This window comes from Leptospira ognonensis, assembly GCF_004770745.1.
GTDB lineage: Bacteria > Spirochaetota > Leptospiria > Leptospirales > Leptospiraceae > Leptospira_A > Leptospira_A ognonensis.
In genome coordinates, this window is sequence record NZ_RQGD01000035.1 from 105,019 (window position 1) to 128,590 (window position 23,572).

Consider the following 23,572-nt stretch of genomic DNA (forward strand, 5'->3'; position numbering starts at 1 on the left):
CACCGTTTTTCTTACCCTGGCAGAATAAACGACCTTAGACATCGCTCGGATGGTGGAATTGGTAGACACGCTACTTTGAGGTGGTAGTGCCGCAAGGTGTGGGGGTTCGAGTCCCCCTTCGAGCAAACGTTGTTACACGAAATCCTTCCAAATTTCCCGATACCAATCCCTACAAATGAAATTGACAGAAGACCTACTAGAATCATGCTACTAGGCATGAAACAAGCACCCTTAACCGTACAAGCTAAAATCTCCTCGGATGTTCATAAAGTTTGGAACTATTACACTGCGCCCGAGCACATTACAAAATGGAATTTTGCAGATCCGTCTTGGCATTGTCCAAGTGCCGAAAATGATTTAAAAGCAGGTGGTAAATACAAGGCACGTATGGAAGCAAAAGACGGAAGTTTCGGATTTGATTTTGAAGCCGTTTACAGCGAGGTGTTGCCTGAGAAAAAGTTGGCATTTACAATGGAAGACGGAAGAGAGGCGACGGTCCTCTTTCAAGAACTAGGTAACGAAACGAATGTGATCATTACCTTTGATGCCGAAAATGAAAATCCCATCGAGATGCAAATTGGTGGTTGGCAATCGATTCTCGATCAATTTAAAAAGTATACTGAAGGGTAAGTGAATGTTGAGTTGAGAGACGTCCTGACATCGGATTGGTGGTACCGGTCTATGTTAGTCCAATGAAACAAGTAAAATCTAAAATTATCTGTTACGGTTAGGATCATACTCGAGACGAGGAGAGTCGCGAAAATTTAAAAATTGAAATTTAAGTTCGTTAGCTTATATCTTGGTTTTAAAAAGGAACACTAATTTCTCACTGTTTCAAAGTGTTCACATCTTTTAAAATGCGCATCAAGTGAAACATCATTTCGAAGGCATCATCAATATGGTCGGTGCTACCAAAATTAGCTATGATATGCGTGTCGTATTCGGGTGCATAAAAACAGAGTGTAGATAAAAGTCCTGAATGTCCATAAAGCAGGGGAGTGCCCTTCATCAAAAAAAGCATCTCTCCATAATCGACTGTCATGAGCCCAAGCCCGTAAAAAATTCCATCATGAAATGGGTAGGTTCCTTTCATCTCTTCATACATCTTGGAAGAAATAAGCCGACCGGAAACCAAAGCCTTCTGGAACTTAAGGAGATCCTCCGTCGTAGAAACAAGACCGCCTCCAGCCCAATCCGCACTGATACTTTTAAAATTAGTCACATCTTGTTCTCCCAAAAACATATGCGAAAGGGGCAGCTGATTCTCTGATATCGGCTGGCTTCGCAGGTGCATGTAGGTAGAATTCATTTGTAGAGGCGCAAAAATTTTTACTTTAAGTTGGTCTTCTAAAGTTTGTTTGTTTAACTTTTCTAATATCAGTCCAAGTAATACATAACCAGTGTCAGAGTAAGCGAATGTTTCACCGGGTTTTCCGATTGCCTTTTGGTATTTCCTTGTAAATTCAACCAAATCATTGGGTTTCCAGAACTGGTTTGGATTTTTGGAAATTTCGCCAATTACTGCTTTGGCATTTTTATTTGTTTCATCGGTTGATTCAAAATAATCGGCCATCCCTGAAGTATGATTTAGTAGTTGTTTGATGGTGACTTTGTCGGCATGGTCGGTGCCTTCAAAAACAAATAGCCCTTTCAAAAATTCTTGTCCAAGGATATTGATAATTTTCGTGTCGAAACTTAGTTTTCCTTTTTCAATTTCCTTTAGTATCAGAACACTCGTAAACATTTTGCCAATGCTTGCCGTATGAAAGGGTTGAATAGGAACCGCGGGGATTTCCGTTTTCCCATCAAAAACAGTGCCGAAACTTCGGCTTACATGCAATTGGAGTTTATCAGAGTGAACAAGGAGAGAGGCGTTTTTGATGTTATCTTGATTTGTGACTGCAGACAGAAATTTTTTTTCAATTTCCGATTCCGCTTCTTTTTTGTCCGTTATTTGGCAATGAAACGTGAGTAAGCAGGCAAGACTAAAGTTTAGAATCTGAGTCAATTTCATAAGATCTCTGCATCTCCCTAAAAGAAAAGTTTTATAATCGGTTAAATCGTTTCGCTTGTTTTTTATTCTCTGGATCAATGACAGTTTTTTCCGGATGAAACACAATATTCCAATAATTGATGATATAGGCAATCATTCCGAGTAGGACCACTGCTAGCAAAACATAAGCAGAGTATTCTGCGTGAAGATACCATGAGGCAATCTCGAGACCTTGGAGAACTAGGTGTGGAATGAGCATATACCATAACACGGATACGGCGACAAGTCCGACTCCAAATTTACCCCACCAGTTTGGTTTTCCCTGGAGGCCACGTTTTAAATATAAAAAACCGCCAAGCCAAACCCCTAAGATTTCTCGGATGAAATAGACGATGAGGATCCAGAGTGGGAAACCAAAGTGGTAATTAACAACGACAAGTCCACCGAGTGTCACAAATTTATCACACACAGGATCTAGGTACCTACCAAGCGTCGTTTCTTGATGCATGAGTCTGGCAAAAAGCCCGTCCAAATAGTCCGTTAAAACGGCCGCCAAACAAAGAGCTATCGATGAATAAAAGTAGATTAGGTTTTGAGGGTTTTTAGCATATTCCGCGGTGGTATAAAAAAAGAAAGGAAGCATGAAAACCCGAGAAACAGATATGAAATTAGAAAGGGTAAAAATTCGGTCTTCAAAGAGTTCTTTGGCTTTTTTTCCTTCGAGTGGCATAGTCCCTGCCCATCCAATTTCTCAAAAATGCTCTGAATAGCAAGAAAACAATTGAATTTAATTTGACGGTGAAGTCCGCTTAATTATTCTGACATACGAATCACGGAGTTGTAGCTCAGCTGGTTAGAGTGCCTGCCTGTCACGCAGGATGTCGCGGGTTCGAGTCCCGTCAACTCCGCCATGATTCATTCCACGTATTCTTCTTTATCTTTCTTAAACAATATCAGCTTCTCATCCTCGAGCTCACGGGCCACCTGGATTACCTTATTGCGTGCTTCATTGATTTCCCGTAAGGTGACCCTAGGTTTTAAATCTAACGCGTCTAAGATATCATTGGCCCGATTATTTGACATGTTTTTTAAGAATTTATTTCGAATCTCATCTCCTGCACCTCGTATCGCAAGAGAGATCGTCGTGTCATCTGCGAGACGGTTGATGAGAACGCGCATCTCTTTGGCATCTAGCTGGATGATGTCCTCGAAGGTATAGAGCTGTTCTCTGACTTGGCTTGCTACATCCGGGGAAGCCTCATCTAACTCTTGTAAAATAGATTCTTCGATGCCTTTTTCCATAAAGTTTAAAATATTCGCGAGGACATGTGCGCCGCCCGCTTCGGAGAATTCGCGTTTGTCTCTTTCTTCGTACCTTTTTTTTAAGATGCGGGCAATGTTTTGGATCACATCAGGATGGGTTTTGGAGGTAGTAGCAAGCCTCATGGCAATCTTAGCTTGGTCAGGTTTTGGGAAAAGTTTTAGAACATCCGCTGCTTTTTTAGGATCTAGGTTGGAAAGAGTTACGGCTATGATTTGTGGAGATTCTGCGGCAAGGATGGCTTGCAGGATACCTGGTTCCACTTGGTTTAAAAATTCAAAATCGTTTTTTGTCTCTTCCTTATTGATCTTTTTTAAGATGATGCTTGCCTTTTCCGATCCGACAGATTTTTCTAAAAGACTTTTTGCCGCATCGAGCCCACCTTGGGCCCCGTCTTTTAGTTCGGAAATGGTAGAATGAAATTCAGATAAAACTTGGGCTCTTTCTTCTTTGGAGATAGCCCGTATTTTGGACATCTCAAGGATGACTGCTTCGAGCATGGTATCATCTAAGTGCTTTAAGATTTCAGCAGCTTGGTCTGCGCCCAAAGAGAGAAGGAGGAGGGCGGATTTGCGTACCCCAGTGGGGCCAGTGACTTGGTTGAACTTCTGCATGTGACATAATTCTAAAGAATCTGTGCTTATGTCAAAAAAAACTTGAGAGTTTGGACATTTTTTTCTCAAGGTTTGTTAAGGTTCGTACGATACCCTTTGTAAGTTTAAAGAACAAAAGGGAAGACACCAGATGGACAAAGCACACAAATTCAGAAATACATTAGAAAGATACATTCACTATAGAGGAATCGACATCGTACTACATTTGAAAGATGGTAAAGTCATCGAACTAGACAAAAACAGACAAATGGAAAATGACATCGTGATTGGCAATCTCGCCGACGGAGTCGTTCGCATTCCCATCGCTGACATCAGCAAAGCAGACTTTTTCGCCGCATAATTACGATTTTCATCTTCCCTACCTCCAGAAACAACTCTCTGGAGTAGGGAAAGAAACAGTTTTCTTAAACCCCACTCAGTAAAGCAGGATTCTCCAAAAGGGCGCGAAGCGTTTTCAAAAACTCAGCACCCACAGCTCCATCGATCACTCGGTGGTCACAAGATAACATAAGAGACAAGACCTTGCCCGCCACAACTGTCCCATGTTCGACTACAGGTTTCTCTTCGATCGCACCTACTGCGAGGATCGCACTTTCTGGTTCATTGATGATGGCCGTAAATCTGCTGATTCCATACATCCCTAAGTTCGAAATGGTGAAAGTTCCGTTTGAAAACTCTTCGGGTTTTAACTTTCGGTCCCTAGCCTTTTTCGCGAGTTCCTTCACTTCGCTTGAGATTTGAAAGATCGACTTTTGGTCTGTGTTTCGAATGACAGGTGTAAGGAGACCTCCATCTAAGGACACGGCCACTCCGACGTCAACACGACCATATTGGATGATCGAATCTTCCTGCCAGCTGGCATTGACCTTTGGATTCAGCCTAAGAGCACTGGCAACAGCCTTGATGATGATGTCATTGACACTCACTTTAGGTGTCGTCTCTGGGAGGTTTTTTTCTCGAAACTCATTCAACTCGGCTCGGAATGTTTCTAACTTCCGGGCATTGATGTCAGCATTGAGATAAAAATGCGGTAAATTGAGCTTGGAATCTTTTAGGCGTTTGGCGATCGTTTTTCGCATGCCACCCAAGGCTATGATTTCATCTTTAGGTGTCGATTGAGAGAATGTCGCAGATCCACTTCCCGATTTTTTGGAACTGAGAGAATCAAGAACATCTTTTTTTGTTATGCGACCTTCAGGACCTGTTCCTATGATTTGGTGTAGGTCCGCTCCATACTCCACCGCAATGGACTTTGCCAAAGGGGATGCAAGGACTCGCATCCCACCTCTTTGTTCGTTTGTCTGGCTTTCTTTTTTTGGCTCTGGTTCTTTTGCTTTTGTATCTGGTGGAGTAACGGGCGTTTGCAGCGGCTCGGTTGTCACTTGCGGTTTTAAGACTTGGGCAGGTGGTTCCGCAGCGTGGGCAATATTGGTTGCACTTGCACTTGCTTTCGCTTGAGCGAGTAGGGAGGTAATGTCTTCTCCAGGTTTGCCAATGATCGCAAGACCCTGTCCAACTTTCAATTTGGCTCCTTCGCCTTCTACAATCTTAAGTAAAACTCCCGACTCGTAAGCTTCCATTTCCATCACGGCTTTATCGGTTTCGACCTCAGCCAGAACTTCGCCTGGAGATACGGAGTCACCTTCCTTTTTAATCCATTTAACAATGGTTCCTTCCGTCATGGTGGGAGAGAGTTGGGTCATTTCTATTAGTTTTGCCATATATTGGGGTCCTACTTTAACATCTCGCGGATGGCCGCACATACCCGATCGACATTCGGCAGAGTCTCTCGTTCTAAATTTGCCGCATATGACATGGGAACATCCCTCCCTGTCACTCGTTCCACAGGATGGTCGAGATGATCGAATGCATTTTTTTGGATGAGATACGCGATTTGTGCACCAAACCCTGCGACAGGCCAGCCTTCCTCGATGATAATGGCCTTATTTGTTTTTTTCACCGATTCATAAATGATATTCTCATCTAATGGACGTAAGCTGCGAAGGTCTACGATTTCCACGGAAATTCCTTCCTTTTCTAAAACTTTGGCTGCTTCCTCAGCAAATAAGAGGGCTCTTGACCAAGTGATAATGGAGATATCCGTGCCTTTCCGTTTGATTTCGCCTTTTCCTAGAGGAATCGAATATTCTTCATCGGGAACCTCGCCTTTCACACCATATAACACTTCCGATTCGATAAAAATCGTAGGGTTATTGTCCCGAATGGAGGATTTAAGCAGCCCGAGTGCGTCCTTTGGAGTCGCAGGACAAACTACTTTCATTCCTGGAACATGGGCATACCAAGATTCAAAAGCTTGGGAATGTTGGGCTCCAAGCCTTCCTCCGACACCACCTGCACCGCGAAAGACGATGGGCATGGGAAATTGCCCACCGCTCATATAATTGAGTTTAGCTGCTGAGTTGATGATTTGGTCAATGGCTACGAGAGAAAAGTTCCATGTCATAAATTCGATGATGGGCCTAAGTCCTGTCATCGCCGAGCCGATACCGACACCAGCGAATCCATTCTCGGAGATGGGGGTGTCTATCACCCGTGCCTCTCCAAATTTATCTAACATACCTTGGGAAACTTTATAGGCTCCTTGGTAGTGGCCGACTTCCTCGCCCATGAGGTAAATGAGTGGGTCTTTTTCCATCTCTTCCACCATGGCGCGGTTTAGGGCTTCTCTATAAGTGAGCATTGCCATTTATTTATCCTCCGCATAAACATGCTGAAAGAGTTGGGCCAATGGTGGTTCGGGAGAAGTATCTGCGAACTCGTAGGCTTCGTCGACCTGAGCTTGGATCTGCAGATCGAGCTCATCTAATTCTTTTTCTGAAATGCCTGCTTGTTCTAATTCAAGCCTTGCTCGAAACATCGGGTCCTTTTTTTTATAACTATCTAGTTCTTCTTTGGTTCTGTACTTTGCGGGATCTGACATGGAATGTCCGCGAAATCGGTAGGTGGAAATCTCAATGAGAGTTGGTCCTTCACCTCGCCGTGCTCGTTCCACAGCAACTTTTACGTGGTCTCTCACTTTTCTCACTTCATCCCCTTCGATATGATCGCGAGCAATGTCATAGGCAGTGGCACGGATGGAGACATCTTTGACTGCCAACGCCCTGTATTCCGGCGTTCCCATCGCATAATGGTTGTTTTCACAGATAAAGACGACAGGTAATTTCCAAATGGCAGCTAAATTTAATCCTTCATGGAAGGAACCAATATTAGCGGCCCCTTCACCGAAAAAACAAATGGTGACCGAATTATCTTTTTTATATTTGGAAGCAAAAGCAATACCTGCAGCAAGCGAGATGTGACCTCCCACGATGCCATGACCGCCCATAAAATGAGCATTTTTATCAAAAAAGTGCATAGAGCCACCATTCCCTTTCGAAATGCCTGTGGCTTTCCCGAAGAGTTCCGCCATAAGGGATTTGATAGGCAAACCTCTGGCAATGGCATGTCCATGGTCTCTGTAAGTAGATACAATGTAGTCAATAGGGGTCAAGGCTGCAATGGAGCCAACTCCCACTGCTTCTTGTCCGATGTAGAGATGTAAAAATCCACCAATTTTCCCGATGCTATATGCCTTTGCGGCTGCTTCTTCAAATTTGCGGATGAGAATCATCTGCCTATAAAACTCTTTTAATTCATGAATCGACTTTTCATCTTTCGGAATAGAAGAAACCAATTGAACCTCCAAAAACAACAAAAACTACCACATTTAGACGAGAATGGAAAGCAAAAATCTTGCGATCTCATAACGATTATGAAAACTTCCATTAAAGCAAGGTTTCATGAAAATTACAAGCACAGGTTTAGAATTTCAAGACTTTCCCGAATTTCGTACTTTTGTCTTAGAATACGAATTGTTAGGTTCTGTTTCCCTCAGCGAGCCCATAGTGGATAAGAGCGGAAATGTTCTGCTAAAAGAGAAAGTTGCGATCAAAGAGAACTTAATCAAAAAGTTAGAAGAAATGGATGGTAAGTTCATACCTTCCTTTAAACTCGCAATGTCGAAAGACTTGATGAAGATGTTAAAGATGGTCCTCTCGAAAGCCATTCTTTCTAGAATTGAGGACAAATCCAATCAATTCATCAAACATCTGTACGAACAAAATGCCGAGAAGATGGCAAGTCTCAAAGGTATCATTCAAAATTCATTTTATACGAAATCAATTGCACTTGCCATCTTCCGCATTCTACTCAATGAGCGAGAATTTTTCAATTATTTAGCGGATATCGGTCTATTGACACTCGGTTCTGTAATTCAGAAAAAATACCAATTCAAAATGGTGAACCGATTTTCATTTCTTGCGGGTCTTTGTGCGGATATATCTGCTTCTAAAGATGGATATTACAAACGCACATTAATTGGCCTTCCACTAACAACGGTAGCTTCTCTATCTTCGGAAGTTGCTAGAAAGTTCGCCTTGCCAGAAGAAGTCATAGCAGCGATCAATGGTCATCCTCTCGCTGCCTTTGAAGTCCCAAATGGAAATCCTGCAGAGATCAACGGCGCTGATTTAAGAAAACATCCGTTAAATATTGAATTGCTGGCTGGAACAGCTATGGAAGACGAATCCGTAGAAGACGAAGAGGAAGAAGGGGAATACGCGGAAGAGACCGCGGATGTTGTACTATCTGCTTTAAAAATCGCAAGGTATGTTGTGGAAAATTTAAAAGTTTCCGTTGAGAAGGAAAGGGTCTCGGAAAAACTTTTGGTTATGTTTACATACAATGCAGAGAAAGGCATCTTTAGAAAAGATTTAGCCGATCCTATGATCAATCGTTTCGTGGAATTTGATGCAGCGATTAAGAAAATCCGTGTCATTGCAGACATCGAGAACAAATGTAAATTTCCAACTTCTGCTTGGGCCTATCCAAAACCGAAAGCCGCACAAGTGTTATGTAAAGATAGGAATTACCAATGTCCTTTGATTGTTAATGGCTGGGACTTAAAAATCATCACAGCCCAGGATCCATTCGGTTTCATTGGGACTTCTTTGGCAGTAGGGACGTATCCTAAATGTTCCTTGGAAGAGGAATTACAGAAGAAAGTTAAAATCGAGTAAATTACAGATTCATCAATCTGCTAGGTACCTAGCTTTTGATGAATCTGTAAGAATGCTTATGGAAGTTTTGTTTTCATCGCATCTTTGGCAGCGTCAACGCCTTCCGTTGCTTTTTTTGTCGCAGCCGCTTCCGCAGCTTTTGCCGCTTCCATTGCTTTCTTTTCTGCATCTGTCAGAACTTTTTCTGCTGATTCTTTAACGTTTTCAACTGTTGTTGTCTCTGCAGGGGCTGGTTCTTCCTTTTTACAGAAAACTATACCGCTCACTAAAAATAAGCCTAATGCTAGACTCAGAATTTTCTTTAACACGTGTCATTCTCCTTCCATTGAATGGATCTGCAAAATCATACAGTATGTGCGCAAGGAAGGAAAGAAAATTTTTTCTCATGCATTACTTTTTTTGAATGAATGTAAGGAATTCTTCTACTTCTCTCTTGCTTCCAATCACCAAAGTCGTTCTCTCGTGAAGAGATTTTGGTTCTAAATCTAAAATTCGTTCTCCCTTTACTGTGACTGCCATACCTCCGGCCTGCTCTGCAATGAAGGCCATGGGCGCTGCTTCGTAGAGTAGGCGTAACTTTCCATTCGGATACTTGGAAGATTTGGTATCATTTGGATAAAGAAAGATGCCGCCTTTTAGCAGGTTTCTATGAAAATCTGCGACCAAGGATCCGATATAACGCGCGGTTTTTGGTTTTTTACCGGATTCGATCGATTTGATGTGATGGATGTAGTTCTTTACTTCATCGCTCCAATAACTAGAATTTCCCTCGTTCGTGGAGTAGATGTTTCCCGTTTCAGGCATGACCATATTTTCATGAGAAAGTAAAAATTCTCCAAGACTTGGATCGAGCGTGAATCCTGTGACAAATTTCCCGGTTGTAAAAACGAGCATGGTAGAGGACCCATAAATGATATAACCACCGCACCTTTGTTTTGAACCTCGCTGCAATAGATCTTTTTCGGTTCCTGGCTCTTTAGAGTTGGCATCAAGCCTTTGGTGGATGGAAAAAATGGTTCCGATGGAAACATTCGTATCAATATTTGAAGAACCATCTAAGGGGTCGATCGACATTGTATACTTTCCCATGGCGTATCCATTTGGGATTTGGATGATTTCCTCATGTTCTTCGCTCGCAAGGACGCAAAGGTGGCCACAGATCTTCAGGGAATTATTGAAGGCACCGTCAGCATACTGGTCCAATTTCATCTGCGTTTCGCCTTGTACGTTGGTATCGCTTGTGGAGCCGAGAATATCATGCAGGAGCCCCGCTTTTCGGACTTCTCTGGCTACGATTTTGGCCGCGTAAACGAGATGATTGAGTAGGGCAGAAAATTCCCCCGACGCATGTGGGATTTTGAGTTGCTCTTCTATGATGTATTGAGATAGAGAGATCTGCTTCTTCTGTTTTGGAATTGAGTTCACGGTTTGCCCTTCGCTTTTTTCTTCATTTTGGAGGCTAAGGCGTAGAGGCAATCCTTTCTCCTTTTCTTCTTAAGGAGTATGTCCGATACTGGAATTACGGAATTATGGAAACTGCACCATATCATTACACTTCGAGCGATCTAAATCTCACAGATTACCACATACGCAAGTTGGTGCAGGCTTTTTACGGAGTGGGAGCCAGGTTTGGCTATTTATTTTTGGGTTCAGAACATGTGTTTACTATTGGTAAATCTGAAAAAGAGGAGCACTTCCTTTCCCAAATCCAGGAAAATTTAAGCACATTAGAAGAATCGACAAAGACCTACCACCCTCTGCGGATTGCCAATTGGACAGAATCTGGGGAAGAGTTGCAGGCTGTCCTCGTGCGCATTCCGCATAAGGAAATCTTCCTCTTTTCCGTCTCCATACAGAAAATGGGTGAAGAGTTTCCAAAATCCAGATGGAATTTGCTTGCACAGGCAGCCACAACTTACCTTTCGATTGGAATCTCGAACCGGGCAAAAACGCTCCTGAGTTTTCGTAGTTTTACGGAGGTTTTTCGTAGGAAAGTTTGCGAAGCCTTGAGCGGGTTTGATTCTGGAGTCCTGGCTTTGTTCTACCTGCAAGACCTTTCTCCCTTTTTCAGACCACTTGGTATCGTCAAGAGTCAGGAAATTCTTAGAGAAGTGGCCTCCACCCTGCAATCAGCCATCAAGCCAGGGGAATTATTTTTTCAGCTCAATGTACGCTCTTTTTATCTTTTTAGCCCTGGAGATACCGTTTCAAAGGTCAATGAAAGGATGGAAGGACTCTATTTTCCCTCGAAACACATGATTTTGGACTACAAATTGAAACTTTACCAGGTTCCCAAGGGAGAAGCCGAGGATCCGAACCTTTTTTCTGACCTTTTTATGGAAAATTTATAGAATTGGTATTGGCGGAATTGACATCTAGGCCAGTTTCAAATTATTGTAAAATTTAAACCATTTACAAGAGGACATTTACTGTCTATGACCCCACAAGTAGGGATATATTTAAAAGAAGGGGAATCGATTGAGGCTGCGCTTCGAAGATTCAAAAGAGATTGTGCTAACGCTGGTATCATGAGCGAAATCAAACGTAGAGAATACTTTGAAAAGCCAAGCGTAGTGAAAAAGAAAGCTGTAGAAGCAGCAAAAAGAAAGAGAGACAAAAAGAAGAGATTGTTTGCGAAAAAAGACAAGCTCTAATACTCCTTTCCTCTTTCTCTGATGACACTCCAAGAGACCATCAATACCGATCTAAAACAAGCTCTTAAATCAAAAGATGAGCTTGTGTTAGCTACCTTACGCCTGATCAAAGCAGACATTCAATACGAGCTGACCAAAACGGGAGCCGCCGATCTGAATGATGTATCTGTAATGCAGATTTTAAAATCTAATTACAAAAAGAGAAAAGATACAGCCGTTGAATACGACAAGGTCAATCGGAAAGATTTGGCAGATAAGGAAAGAGAAGAGGCGGATGTGATCTCAAGGTATATTCCAGCGGAAATATCGGAATCGGAGATTCAGACTGAGGTCGCAAAGGCCATTGCAGAAATGGGTGCATCTTCTCCATCTGATATGGGTAAGGTGATGGGTAAAGTGATGGCAGTATTCAAAGGCCAAAACATAGACGGCTCAAAGGTTTCTCACATCGTAAAACAATCATTATCAGCGAATTAATTAAAAACCTGTGAATCCTTATCAGAATTTCAAAGAAAGAGTTCGCAGGGAAGTCTCCATAGATTCCTATATCGGTAGATTTGTTCCTCTAAGACGAGCCGGGCGAGGTTTAACGGGTCTTTGCCCATTCCATAACGAAAAAACACCAAGTTTCTCTGTAAATCCAGAATCAGGCTATTACCATTGCTTTGGTTGTAAAGCGAGCGGTGATATTTTTAAATTTGTGATGGATTATCAGAAGGTGGATTTCTTAAAATCTCTAGAAATTCTCTCTGACTACTCAGGCATAGCGCTCCTCGAGAGGACGCATGCAGAGGAAGAGGAAGATCGTAAAAAAGAATTTTTATACCAAATTTCCGAACGTGCTAAAGCATACTTTCAAAAAAATTTCCAAACCCAAGCTGGTGAAGTGGCGCTTAAGTATTTGGAAGAGCGTGGATTGTATGAAGCGGACATTAAGCTCTTTGGTATAGGATTTGCCCTTCCGGGGTTTTCGAATATTCTAAAAGACTTATTTCGTAATGAATCCGAGGCAAAATTAGGCGAGTCCTTGGGGTTATTGAAACGACAAGACGCAAGTAAAGATCCCTATGACTTTTTTAGAAATCGTGTGATGTTCCCAGTGATCGATCCAAAAGGAAGAACCATTGCATTTTCTGGAAGGATTTTAGGGAGTTCCGAAGAAGCCAAATATATAAACAGCCCGAATTCACTGATCTATGACAAAAGTAGAAGTTTTTATAATTTAAATCTTGCCCAAGATGCGGTAAGAAAAACGAGAGAAGCAATCGTCGTTGAGGGCGTGTTTGATGCTGTCGGTTTATATCGAAAAGGTGTCGAAGCCGTAGTTGCCCCACTCGGTACGGGATTTACAGAGAATCATGCCCGTATTTTGAAGAATATGGCAGACAAGGTCATACTGATGATGGACTCAGATTCAGCAGGTGCAAAGGGAGCCTTTCGTGCCGTCACCTTCTTGAGTAAGGAAGGAGTCGATGTAAGAGTGGCGTCAATTCCTGAGGGAAAGGATCCTTTCGATTTCTCTCTTGGTCATAACAAATTGGAGATACGCGAAGTTTTAGAAGCTGCTGGTTCGGCATCTCAATTTATGATCTCTCAGATTTTAGCGGGAACCACTGCAAATTCTGTTCCAGAAGCCAAACAAGCGAGTGTGCGTCGGCTCATGGATTTTGTCAAAACGATGGAGAAGCAGACAGACAAAGAAGTGTATTTGAAAGAAGGGGCAAAACAGCTCGGAATTTCCTTTTCTGCGATTTTTCAGGATTTTGCGGGCACAACACAGAAAAGTTCACCCCCCCTAAGTGTCGATACTAATAAGACAACAAGGCCGATTCAGACACCGCGGCGTGTCAGTTCTGTCCAAGTATGTGAACGAAAGATGATTGCCAAACTGATTCAGAACCAAGAACATTTCGAATTCTCGGATGAGATTTTAAATCTTGAATTCAAAGACGAAGCATCATCTTTTCTCTGGGATTATCTTTATACTAAATACTTACAAAACGAACCAATTTCTGCTGCAGAAATTTTATCAAAAGAAGATATACCGCAAGAGTATCTCGGACATCTTGCCGAACATTTTACGACTGAAGAAAATCAAGGTGAAGACAGCAAACAACTGTTCAAAGAACTTTTATGGCAGCATCGTGCCTTCCACTTTGATTTTGAAATGAATGTTATCACAAAGAGAATGGGTGATAGTTCATTAACATTAGAAGAAAAGAGAGATTTGCTCTCAGAGTTAACATTCTTAAAAAATGAACGAGATAAGATATGGGAGTATCTTAGAAAACTCCAACCCCAAGAAGTTTGATAGAGGATATATAGAAAGATGGAAAATTTAGCAAGTCTACCCGAAGTTCAAAAAATTATTTCTATTGGAAAAGCAAATCGGGAAGTTTCTTATGATGAAATCAATGAGATTTTGCCAGATAAGATCCTCAATTCAGAGAAAATTGACGATGTGTTCACTCTGTTGCATGAGATGGGGATAGAAATCGTAGAAGAGTATTCAAAAAAATCTTTAGAAGAATCCTCAAGCCTAACAACCACAAAAGAAGAAACCACTCCCAAAGAACAGAAGCCAGCACGCAAAAAAAGGGAATCGACAGTATCCTCAAGCTCGGAAGATCCGATACGTCTTTATTTAAAAGAAATTGGTAAAGTTTCTCTCATTTCTGGAGAGACGGAAGTCTTTCTCGCCAAACGAATCGAAAAAGGTGAAAAGATTATAGAAGAAACCATTCTCGGTTCCTCTATTTTAAGGCAAAATTTTGCTAAATTAATCCCGAAAATCAAATCTAAAAAAATCAAAGTTTATGACCTTGTCAAAGTTGACAAGATGTACGCACTCAACCAAGAGCAGGCGGACAAATTAGAAAAAGTATTTTTTGATAATATGGAACTCATCCAACAGGATGAAAAAGTATTAAACGAATCAACGAATCGAATTCGAAAGTATTCCGAGAATTCTAAGAAGTTTAAAGAACTCAAAGAAAAGATCGATTTGTCTTTCGCAAAGATCGATGAAGCCATTCGCAAGATCGGAGTCTCTCAAAAAGAAATTCAAAAAATATCGCAGAAGATCAAATCTATGGTCTTCCGTGTCAAAGAGATTGAAAAACATTTTTTAAAGATCAAAGCTAAATACGGGCATGATGTTCGTGAAATCAAAGGTCTAAATCGGTTCATCGAGAAAAATGAGAATTTAGATGAGATCGAAAAGATGATGGGTTGCGACATCGAAGAAGTGCGCGAGGTCATTAAAGACATTCGAAATAACGAAAGAAAGCTTCGTCGTATGGAACAGGAAGCAGGTTCTCCTGTCGGTGAGATCAAAGATTGGGGCGAGAAGATCATTAAGGGCGAAAGAGAGATTGCTCAAGCTAAACGAGAGTTGGTGAGAGCAAACCTTCGTCTAGTCGTATCGATTGCGAAACGTTATGCGAACCGAGGGATGCATTTTTTCGACCTAATCCAAGAGGGAAACATCGGACTCATCCGGGCAGTCGACAAGTTTGAGTATAAAAAAGGCTATAAATTTTCTACGTATGCGACCTGGTGGATCCGTCAAGCCATCACTCGTGCTATTTCTGACCAAGCTCGTACCATCAGAGTTCCTGTGCACATGATTGAACAGGTAAACAAAGTCATACGAGAAACAAGACTTTTTGTTCAAGAATTTGGACGTGATCCTTCCAATGATGAGATTGCTGAAAGATTAGGATGGCCTGTTCAGAAAGTAAAGGCAGTCAAAAACGTCGCTCGTGAGCCAATCTCTCTAGAAATTCCAGTCGGATCCGAAGAAGATTCTGAGCTTGGTGATTTCATTGAAGATAAAGATGTAATATCTCCATTGAATTCTGCAGCCACTTCGATCCTAAGTGAACAGATCCGTCAGGTGTTACAGACACTTCCGGCGAGGGAACAGAAAGTCATCCGCATGCGATTTGGTCTTGATGATGGTTATGCGCAAACCTTGGAAGAAGTCGGTTACCAGTTCAAAGTCACAAGAGAACGAATCCGTCAAATTGAAGCCAAGGCTCTCAGACGTCTGCGTCACCCGAGTCGATCTAAAAAACTGAAAGATTATATCGATTAGAATTTTCGCTTGCCAGTCTTTGAAACTGATCCTAATTTCAAATTTAACAAATTGGGATCAGCAAATGACACGTTTACCATTTCTTTTATTCATTTCCTTTCTATTCTTCTTAGGTTTCAGTTCCTGTGGTCCAAAAGCGGAAAAGGCATTCACTTATAAAAGTATGACTGCGGTTGGTCAATTGCAGCCAGACCAACCTTGGCGTTATAGTCCTGAGTTCACTCTTGATGGAAAAGCATCAACAGCCTATTGCGCTGATTCAAAAGTTTCGGATGCTGGCTTTACCGTTTATCTAGGTTCCTATTCGGAATTTTCAGCCATCCAAGTTACGAATGGATTTGCCAAGAGTGCCACTGATGCTTCTCAAAATTCCCAGATTAAGAAAATGAAAATCACTGCTTTAGATGTATCGATTAACGATAACAAGACTAAGGTGAATTCGGAAAAATCATTAACCGTTGAATTAAAACCTGTATCGTTTGCTGGAAATTCTCCGACGGAACAATTTCTCGAATTGGACAATAAGTTAGTTGGAAATGTCATTAGATTGGAGTTTTTGGATTCCTACAAAGGTTCCAAATTTAAAGACATTTGTCTTTCTGAGTTTAGTTTTGGTTCCGTAGGCAATGGTAAGTTTCAAAAATTCCCACTTACAAATGAAGAAAAGATCAAATCCGTCATTGCAGGCTTCGAGGAAGCGTCCAGGCATTACTTTGCCTTTAAAAAACTTATCACACTCAACGAGGCAGGCTCGATAAATTTTTATAATCAAAATTTAGTTTTGCCTGTCTTTTTTAAGTCCGATTTTACATTTAGTTTTTCCGAAATATATGGTGCGGATCCCGCAGCTGGATCGGGAGGAATCGAACCTGCAAAACAGGGAAGTTATACTATACTTGCCTCGACTCCTTACGGCATTGAAATCAATCTAAGTTATTTTGACTCGGGGGGAATGGAACGAAATGATACTTGGGTATTTAAAAGAGCTGTATCTGGTGATGAAGACTTTGATTATTTCAAAACGAAACTCGGAACGAGCTTCTCTGAAGTATTTGATCCCAAATCGAATTATCTTTTATTTTTAAAAGATGCGAGCACGGGGGCTTCTTATTATAATTATGAGATCCCGCTGAAATAATTACCGATTCCGCTTGAGATACGGCTATCTTTGTTTTTGCTTTTCTTGCCTATAGAGTCTGTTAGGTAAGTATAGACAAATCACGCCATCTCCTCCAATTTAAATTACAGATACCGCAAATGAAAACAGAATCTCAAATCCATTCCGAATTAGAAAAAATCCGACGAGGTACAGTTGAAATTATCTCCGAGAAAGAATTAACAGATAAGCTGCAGAAGAAAGGGGTTCTAAAAGTGAAAGCCGGCTTTGATCCCACGGCACCCGATTTGCACCTAGGGCATTTTGTACTTTTACGGAAATTGAAACACTTCCAAGAGTTAGGCCATGAAATCAATTTTCTGCTAGGTGATTTCACGGGAATGATAGGGGATCCGACTGGAAAGTCGGAAACTAGGAAAAGGTTAACGAAAGAAGAAGTTTTGGTAAATTCTAAGACCTACCAAGACCAAGTTTTTAAAATACTCGACAAATCGAAAACGAAAATCGTTTACAATTCCGAATGGTGTTTCGGTTTAAAAATTGAAGAGGTTTTACTCTTAACTTCGAAATACACCGTATCACAAATGTTAGAGAGAGACGATTTTACAAAAAGGTACAAATCAGGAAATCCTATTTCTATCATTGAATTTTTATACCCGCTGTTTCAAGGCTTTGATTCTGTGCATCTTCAATCAGACATTGAAATTGGCGGGACAGATCAAAAATTCAATTTACTCGTAGGTAGAGATCTGCAACGAGAATATGGGGTTGCACCGCAATGTGTAGTGACCATGCCTTTACTTGTCGGACTTGATGGAACAAAAAAGATGTCCAAGTCCCTCGGTAATTATATCGGGATCACAGAAGCGCCGATTGATATTTATGGCAAAGTGATGTCCATATCTGATGATTTGATGTGGAATTATTTTGACCTGTTGACGGATTTACCAAATTTAGAAATAAGTAACAGAAAGCAGGCGATTAAAGAAAAATCGGCCCATCCAAAGGAAATAAAAACAGAGCTTGCCCTACTGATTATGGACCAGTTAAACCCGAAGGAGCAAAATCTGGAAGCGGTGGAAGAATGGGCAAAAATTCATAATACTAAAAATCGGGCACTTCCCGAAGAGATTCGAACGGAAAATCTGAGTGCCGACTTTTTCTCCGAGAAAAATCCGCTTTTACTGGCTGTTCTTGTCCAATTCGGCTTTATACCCTCGACTTCCGAGGGACGTCGGCTGATTGCTTCAGGGGGCTTGTATCTCGACGAGGAAAAACTCACCGATCCCAATTTCATTTTGGAGAAGGGAAAAGAATATCTGGTTCGCCAGGGCAAAAAAGGCAAATTTTTACGTATCATTACTAGCAAGTGAGACTGAAGATTTGACCCCTCGTGTTCCGATACTTGAGAGTAGGGATTCTTATATCTAAATGCCTCTCGATCCAACACAAGAAGAAAAGGAAATTCAAGACATCGTCCATGAATTGTCGGTGGACATTGAGAAGGATCGTAACTTTGCAAGAAAGTTAAAGAGAGTTCTATTCATCTCTTTTATCGTTATCATCTCTTCTGGATTTTTTTTCCTTATTAGTTATTTGTTATATTTGAATTTTTCTGTCTCTAAGTTGCAAACAGAAGTAAAGCAGAAAGAAAAAAACATTCAAGAAATGGAGGAAAGTCTCTATTCCTTAATGTACCAAGAACAATTACGAGAAGAGCAATTCCTTCCTTTGGATACAGATTCAGATGAGTATTTCACAAAACAAGTTTCTGATAATATCGCGTTTTTAAAGGAAGCCTCAAAAAATAAAAAGGGGAGAAATATACTTCGAGGGAATGAAAAACAAAAAGAAATTTCACTTACCTTTGATCTAGCTACCGGTGAGGAACTTGCGACCTTATTACAATACATAAAAGAATATGATGTACGTGTGACTGTATTTTTATCGAACGAAAGACCTTCCGATACAAGCGGTTCGTTTTTTATCCGTCAGAATTTAGATAACATTAAAAAGATGGCAAAGACCGGAAGAGTCGAATTTGCAAATCATACTTGGAGCCATTTTAATTATGCTCGGTCGGTTTCTGAGACATCCCAAAAAAAAAGAACGGTTCTAGAATACCTTTCCAAACAAGTCTTAGACCTCCCGAGGATGGCAGAAGAGTTGAAACGAGTAGAGGATATATTTTCAGCCTTAACCAAACAAGAACTCACTAAGTACTACAGACTTCCTTATGGTGCAATCAATCAGCTAATCCTCGATGCTCATGCGGTGATCGGCTATACGGATCATATCATGTGGTCTCGTAACAATCGAGGTTCCTTGGATTTACCTGATTATATTCATAAACCTTTTTTGTATAAGGTACAAGGTGGAAAGAAACAGGTTGTAAAAAATCCATACTACAAAACGAGTCAAGAGACCCTCGATTATTTAGATTCCTGGGAAGCTAGTGATCCAAACGGTATGAATGGAGCTATCATTCTGATGCATTTAGGCGGACCAAGAAAATTTGATAAGCTGATTTACATTCTTCCTGAGTTCATTTCTCGCATGCAGAAGAAGGGCTACAAATTTGTAACCCTATCCGAAGTGTTGAACGAAGAGCGTGATTAAGCCGCCTGTTTCTTTCGATTGATGTATTTCTTCCACTTTGCTTCTAAAAAATGCAGAAAATCATAAGTGGTTAAGTAAAAAACTGGAACCATGATTAAGGTGATAAACGTTGCGAAGGCAAGCCCCCATCCAAAGGCAAGTGCCATAGGTACGAGAAATGGGTCACGACCGCCAATCCCATAAGCCGTTGGCAAAAGACCAAGAACTGTTGTCACAGTCGTCAAGATAACCGCTCTTAAACGAATCGATCCTGTTTCCATAAGCAAATCATAAGTCTTTATATTTGGGTTTTCCATTTTAAGTTGGTTGGCACAATCAACAAGTACAATCGAGTCATTGACGACAACGCCCGCAAGCCCGATGATTCCAAGAAAGGAAAGAAATGATAAGGGTTGCCCATGTAAAAGGAAGGCAAAAATGACTCCAATGACAGCGAAAGGGATGGCACTCATCACGATGAAAGGCTGAGTCAGGGATTTAAAAAGCGAGGCTAGTATCATATAAATGATGATCAGTCCAACTCCAAATGCCCTTCCCAGCGAGGCCATTGATTCTTCTGTATCTTTGTTTTCTCCTGAAAATCGAACCGTATAGCCAGGGTAGTTTTTGATGATCTTTTCTCCGAGCACCTTAGCATCCGAGTTCACTTTCCTTGATGTAGTCACGGTCTCATCTATATTTGCAGTCACGGTAAGGAGTCTTTTTCCGTCCAAGTGATTGATGGAAGCTCGCCCAGGCGATCTATCAAAATTGGTAAGTCTGGAAACTGGGATCATATTTCCTGCGAGATTGTTCACATAAACTTTATTCAAATGAGTAAGTGAGGTTCTGTATTCCTCAGGAAATCTGACACGCACATCTACTTCTTCATCTGCACGTTTGATTTTTGTAGACACGGCACCCTGCAAGGCAGTATTGATCGCAAGCGATACTGACTGAACGCTGACACCCGCAAAGGAAGCAAGGGTTTCGTTCACACTGACTCGGATTTCATCCTTTCCTTCATTAAAATCATCACCTATATCAACGACACCTGGTATTTGATTTAAGACATTACGGTAATCGGCGCCTATTTTTTGTAATGTGTTAAAGTCATCTCCTTTGATTTCTATAGCAACAGGCTTTCCGACAGGCGGACCACCAGCTAATTTCTCAAATTCGAGATTCACTAATTTCCCGGTGAGATACTGGAACTGATTAGGAATCGGTACGGTTTCAAAGATATCAACCTTTTTACCCAAATTCTCTTTTGAAATTTTTTCCTCGAGTAATAGAAGTGATTTATCGTTTAACATAAACTTCGTGTTATGTCTAACGTATTCTATGATTTTTTCTGTGGACCTATCTCTGGTCTCTTCCGGGGTTAAATAAACCATGATTTGCGCATAGTTTTTACCCCTTTTTGTAAATGGATCGTTTGGATCTTTCTGAATGATACCGACTCGAGAAATGTAATTTTCCAATTCTTCTTTAGGTAAAGTTTTCAAAACATTTTCTACGGCCTGGATGTACCTATCAGTTTCCTCTAATGTGAGACCAGTTTCAGCAGTGACCCTGATTTGAAAGGTTTCTACAGCGCCTGGAAAAAGTTTAAATTTTCCAAACATACCTTGTAAAACAAGAGAGAAAACAAAAAGTCCAATGAGAATGGAAGACATGATCAGTTTTCGTCTCAGGGCGAAGGAAAGTAGGGGAAGGTAAACGTTATTTTTAAAATTTGTGAACCAATGGGACTCATCTTTGATCTCGCCTTTTAAGCTCGTCGTTTTACTGATATCATATAAGTGGGAAGGAAGCATAAAAAAAGCTTCAAAGAGCGAAGATGATAACGAGAGTATAACGACCATTGGAATGGATCCAATGAATTTTCCGAAAATCCCTGTCATAAATAACATTGGTCCAAAGGCAGCAATGGTAGTTGTGACAGTGGCAAGTACTGGTGCGAGAACTTCTGATGTCCCGCGCAGAGCAGCCTCAAAAGGCTCTTCTCCCATTTCCAAGTGGCGGTACACGTTTTCGCAAATGATAATGGCATCGTCCACAAGGATCCCAACGACGATGATTAGTCCCATCATGGAGATTAAATTTAAGGTCATGCCAAAGTAACTCATTGCGATAAAAGTCATGGCAATGGAAATGGGAATTCCAAGAGCCGTCATAAGGGCCATACGCCAGCCAAGAAAAACAAATAGGGAAGCAGTTACAAGAACGAGTCCTGACATCGCATTTGATGTTAATACTCCGAGTCTCCTTCTGATATACTTCGAGAGATCGTTAACGAAGGCATATTCTACTTTTCCATTGGTGCCAGCAATGAACTCCTTTACTACTTTTTTTGATTCGTCGACAACGTTGATTGCATCAGATTTTTCTCTCTTAATGATTGTTAAGGCAATAGCGGAGAGACCATTCGATTTATCTAAATAATCTGAATCTTCAAAGCCTTCAGATACTCTGGCGATATCCTTGATGCGTACAGATCTTCCGGCATCATTGGTTCTGACAAAAACATTTTCAATTTCTTCAACTGTATCAAACTCACCAACCGTTCGAACGATGATTTCTTTTGATCTTTCCGAGATATTTCCGCCTGGAAAATTAATATTGCGCAATCTAAGTGAATTAACGACTTGAGTCGAAGAGATAGAAAGTGCTTTCATTCGATCGGGAAGAAGATCGACCTTCATTTCGCGATCACGCCAACCTCGTTTGGTAATTCGTGCAACAGAAGGAAGATCCTTTAGTTTGTCCTCAAGAATTTTCGCTTGGTCTCTAAGTTCTTTTGGATTTAGTAACGGTTTCCCATCTTTTAAAGTGCTCGTTAGGTGAACTTCAATTACAGGCTGTCTTGCCGTTGTGATTTCCGTAACGAGTGGATCCTCGACATCATCCGGCAAATCTTGCACGCGGTCTATGGCAGATTTGATATCATCGACTACTTTTTGAGTGTTTTTAACATTCGGATCAATGGTAATCACAATCCCTGACCTGTTTTCTAAAGAAGCAGATCTGAATTCCTTGATCCCGTCCACTTCCTTTATGGCATCTTCCAAAGGTTTGGTGACTAGTTTTTCAACATCCGCAGGTGCGGCACCGATATAAATGGCCGTAACACTAACAATATCAAAATTAATGTTAGGAAAGGCTTCCCTGTTCATATTGGCTGCTGTAAAGCCACCGACAAGCAGTATCAGGAAAGTAAGTAAGTTTACAAATAAACTTTTAGAGAGAAAGTATTCTACAAAAGAAGAACGCATTTTTAGCCACCTAACAGATAAATAGGAAAATCAATCGAGAAGTTTACCTTCCGATTCAACATCTTCGTTAAAACCAAAAAGCTTTGTGCTTTTTAACCGATCCACATATAAAACACCAAATAGATGGTCACATTCATGTTGCATCACAATGGCGCGGTAACCTTCGATGACCTCTTCATGTGGATCAAAATTCTCATCTCGCCATTTCATTTTGATTTTCTCTGGTCTTTCGACGTAACCACGCATTCCAGGAACGGAGAGGCAACCTTCCCAAAAACCTTCCCCAGGGGGAGAGAGTGGTGTGATTTCCGGATTTAGGATCACTTGTTCTGGAACAGCTGGTGAGCCTTTATAGCGATTGTTATCATCCTCTGAGCCCACTACGACGATTTTTTTGAGGATTCCGATTTGCGGTGCGGCAAGACCGACACCTTCAGCAAATCTCATGGTTTCAAACATATCTCTCAGGAGTTTTTTAAACTCTTTGGTTCCGATTTCAGATTCTGAAACATCTTCTGCCAACTCACGAAGGAGAGGATTGCCGATTCGTAATATTTTTCTGACTGCCATAGATTCTCTAAGGATTAGATTGGGAATCCCCCTCCAGGGATCAAGTGATCTAGAAATTTAGAATGGAAAAAGAATTTGACATCCAGTCAAAAAAAGGAACCTTTTAAGCAAAATTGAGGGATTTTGTGGAGACGAGGGGAATCGAACCCCCGACCTTTTGAATGCCATTCAAACGCTCTCCCAATTGAGCTACGTCCCCTAGCACTTCCAAAGTGTGAAAAGGACGAAGCCTGTCAATGCAAAGAATCCG

At 41.2% G+C, this 23,572-nt stretch carries 21 protein-coding genes and 3 tRNA genes; 13 read left to right on the forward strand and 11 right to left on the reverse strand.

What is annotated here, in order from left to right; genetic code table 11:
* Positions 1-43: 43 nt before the first annotated feature.
* Positions 44-125, forward strand: a tRNA-Leu gene (locus EHQ58_RS13470).
* Positions 126-216: 91 nt separating this feature from the next.
* Complete coding sequence (locus EHQ58_RS13475) at positions 217-630, forward strand: SRPBCC family protein (RefSeq protein ID WP_135624424.1); 414 nt, start codon at positions 217-219, stop codon at positions 628-630.
* A 196-nt stretch (positions 631-826) separates the two neighbouring features.
* Here EHQ58_RS13475 and EHQ58_RS13480 read toward each other — a convergent pair whose 3' ends face one another.
* Positions 827-2,014: a serine hydrolase domain-containing protein gene (locus EHQ58_RS13480; RefSeq protein WP_135624425.1), complete on the reverse strand. Its 1,188-nt coding sequence runs from the start codon at positions 2,012-2,014 to the stop codon at positions 827-829.
* Positions 2,015-2,045: 31 nt separating this feature from the next.
* Complete coding sequence (locus EHQ58_RS13485; RefSeq protein WP_135624426.1) at positions 2,046-2,723, reverse strand: CDP-alcohol phosphatidyltransferase family protein; 678 nt, start codon at positions 2,721-2,723, stop codon at positions 2,046-2,048.
* A 104-nt stretch (positions 2,724-2,827) separates the two neighbouring features.
* On the opposite strand from EHQ58_RS13485, the gene EHQ58_RS13490 reads away from it, so the two are divergent.
* Positions 2,828-2,904 (forward strand) — tRNA-Asp (locus EHQ58_RS13490).
* 4 nt (positions 2,905-2,908) lie between these two features.
* On the opposite strand, the gene fliG is transcribed toward EHQ58_RS13490, so the two are convergent.
* Positions 2,909-3,928, reverse strand: a complete 1,020-nt coding sequence (gene fliG / locus EHQ58_RS13495; RefSeq protein ID WP_135624427.1) for a flagellar motor switch protein FliG — start codon at positions 3,926-3,928, stop codon at positions 2,909-2,911.
* 130 nt (positions 3,929-4,058) lie between these two features.
* Here fliG and EHQ58_RS13500 point away from each other — a divergent pair, with 130 nt between their 5' ends.
* Positions 4,059-4,268 carry a hypothetical protein gene (locus EHQ58_RS13500; protein WP_135624428.1) on the forward strand — a complete coding sequence of 70 codons (210 nt, stop codon included), beginning with the start codon at positions 4,059-4,061 and terminating at the stop codon, positions 4,266-4,268.
* Between the two features lie 64 nt (positions 4,269-4,332).
* Here the strand turns inward: EHQ58_RS13500 and EHQ58_RS13505 are convergent, their stop codons facing one another.
* The 3 genes from EHQ58_RS13505 to pdhA are packed head-to-tail and all read right to left on the reverse strand — an operon-like array spanning position 4,333 to position 7,622.
* Positions 4,333-5,649: a pyruvate dehydrogenase complex dihydrolipoamide acetyltransferase gene (locus EHQ58_RS13505; RefSeq protein ID WP_135624429.1), complete on the reverse strand. Its 1,317-nt coding sequence runs from the start codon at positions 5,647-5,649 to the stop codon at positions 4,333-4,335.
* 11 nt (positions 5,650-5,660) lie between these two features.
* Positions 5,661-6,635 (reverse strand): pyruvate dehydrogenase complex E1 component subunit beta, encoded by a 975-nt coding sequence (locus EHQ58_RS13510; RefSeq protein WP_135624430.1) that lies wholly within the window; start codon positions 6,633-6,635, stop codon positions 5,661-5,663.
* Positions 6,636-7,622 carry a pyruvate dehydrogenase (acetyl-transferring) E1 component subunit alpha gene (gene pdhA / locus EHQ58_RS13515; RefSeq protein WP_135624431.1) on the reverse strand — a complete coding sequence of 329 codons (987 nt, stop codon included), beginning with the start codon at positions 7,620-7,622 and terminating at the stop codon, positions 6,636-6,638.
* Between the two features lie 106 nt (positions 7,623-7,728).
* On the opposite strand from pdhA, the gene EHQ58_RS13520 reads away from it, so the two are divergent.
* Positions 7,729-9,006 carry a hypothetical protein gene (locus EHQ58_RS13520; protein WP_135624432.1) on the forward strand — a complete coding sequence of 426 codons (1,278 nt, stop codon included), beginning with the start codon at positions 7,729-7,731 and terminating at the stop codon, positions 9,004-9,006.
* A gap of 56 nt (positions 9,007-9,062) precedes the next feature.
* Here EHQ58_RS13520 and EHQ58_RS13525 read toward each other — a convergent pair whose 3' ends face one another.
* Both EHQ58_RS13525 and fbp read right to left on the reverse strand, forming a co-directional pair.
* Positions 9,063-9,314, reverse strand: a complete 252-nt coding sequence (locus EHQ58_RS13525; protein ID WP_135624433.1) for a hypothetical protein — start codon at positions 9,312-9,314, stop codon at positions 9,063-9,065.
* Between the two features lie 82 nt (positions 9,315-9,396).
* The gene (fbp, locus tag EHQ58_RS13530) at positions 9,397-10,431 is read right to left on the reverse strand and encodes a class 1 fructose-bisphosphatase (protein WP_135624434.1); all 1,035 of its coding nucleotides are present in this window, start codon (positions 10,429-10,431) and stop codon (positions 9,397-9,399) included.
* A 104-nt stretch (positions 10,432-10,535) separates the two neighbouring features.
* On the opposite strand from fbp, the gene EHQ58_RS13535 reads away from it, so the two are divergent.
* The 8 genes from EHQ58_RS13535 to EHQ58_RS13570 all read left to right on the forward strand — a co-directional run bounded on the left by EHQ58_RS13535 (position 10,536) and on the right by EHQ58_RS13570 (position 19,495).
* Complete coding sequence (locus tag EHQ58_RS13535) at positions 10,536-11,357, forward strand: hypothetical protein (protein WP_135624435.1); 822 nt, start codon at positions 10,536-10,538, stop codon at positions 11,355-11,357.
* 84 nt (positions 11,358-11,441) lie between these two features.
* Positions 11,442-11,660 carry a 30S ribosomal protein S21 gene (rpsU, locus tag EHQ58_RS13540; RefSeq protein WP_002973784.1) on the forward strand — a complete coding sequence of 73 codons (219 nt, stop codon included), beginning with the start codon at positions 11,442-11,444 and terminating at the stop codon, positions 11,658-11,660.
* Positions 11,661-11,681: 21 nt separating this feature from the next.
* Positions 11,682-12,137 carry a GatB/YqeY domain-containing protein gene (locus tag EHQ58_RS13545; RefSeq protein ID WP_135624436.1) on the forward strand — a complete coding sequence of 152 codons (456 nt, stop codon included), beginning with the start codon at positions 11,682-11,684 and terminating at the stop codon, positions 12,135-12,137.
* Between the two features lie 10 nt (positions 12,138-12,147).
* Entirely contained in the window at positions 12,148-13,971 is a 1,824-nt protein-coding gene (dnaG, locus tag EHQ58_RS13550; RefSeq protein WP_135624437.1) for a DNA primase, read from the forward strand.
* Positions 13,972-13,989: 18 nt separating this feature from the next.
* Positions 13,990-15,759 carry an RNA polymerase sigma factor RpoD gene (gene rpoD, locus EHQ58_RS13555; protein ID WP_135624438.1) on the forward strand — a complete coding sequence of 590 codons (1,770 nt, stop codon included), beginning with the start codon at positions 13,990-13,992 and terminating at the stop codon, positions 15,757-15,759.
* Positions 15,760-15,823: 64 nt separating this feature from the next.
* Entirely contained in the window at positions 15,824-16,897 is a 1,074-nt protein-coding gene (locus tag EHQ58_RS13560; protein WP_135624439.1) for an NADase-type glycan-binding domain-containing protein, read from the forward strand.
* A 119-nt stretch (positions 16,898-17,016) separates the two neighbouring features.
* Positions 17,017-18,249 (forward strand): tyrosine--tRNA ligase, encoded by a 1,233-nt coding sequence (gene tyrS / locus EHQ58_RS13565; RefSeq protein ID WP_135624440.1) that lies wholly within the window; start codon positions 17,017-17,019, stop codon positions 18,247-18,249.
* 58 nt (positions 18,250-18,307) lie between these two features.
* The gene (locus EHQ58_RS13570; RefSeq protein ID WP_135624441.1) at positions 18,308-19,495 is read left to right on the forward strand and encodes a polysaccharide deacetylase family protein; all 1,188 of its coding nucleotides are present in this window, start codon (positions 18,308-18,310) and stop codon (positions 19,493-19,495) included.
* Here EHQ58_RS13570 and EHQ58_RS13575 read toward each other — a convergent pair.
* The 3 genes from EHQ58_RS13575 to EHQ58_RS13585 form a co-directional block, all read right to left on the reverse strand.
* Entirely contained in the window at positions 19,492-22,752 is a 3,261-nt protein-coding gene (locus EHQ58_RS13575) for an efflux RND transporter permease subunit (protein ID WP_135624442.1), read from the reverse strand. The genes EHQ58_RS13570 and EHQ58_RS13575 overlap by 4 nt on opposite strands.
* A gap of 30 nt (positions 22,753-22,782) precedes the next feature.
* Positions 22,783-23,322, reverse strand: a complete 540-nt coding sequence (def, locus tag EHQ58_RS13580) for a peptide deformylase (protein WP_135624443.1) — start codon at positions 23,320-23,322, stop codon at positions 22,783-22,785.
* A gap of 126 nt (positions 23,323-23,448) precedes the next feature.
* Positions 23,449-23,521: transfer RNA gene (locus tag EHQ58_RS13585), tRNA-Ala, on the reverse strand.
* Positions 23,522-23,572 lie beyond the last annotated feature (51 nt).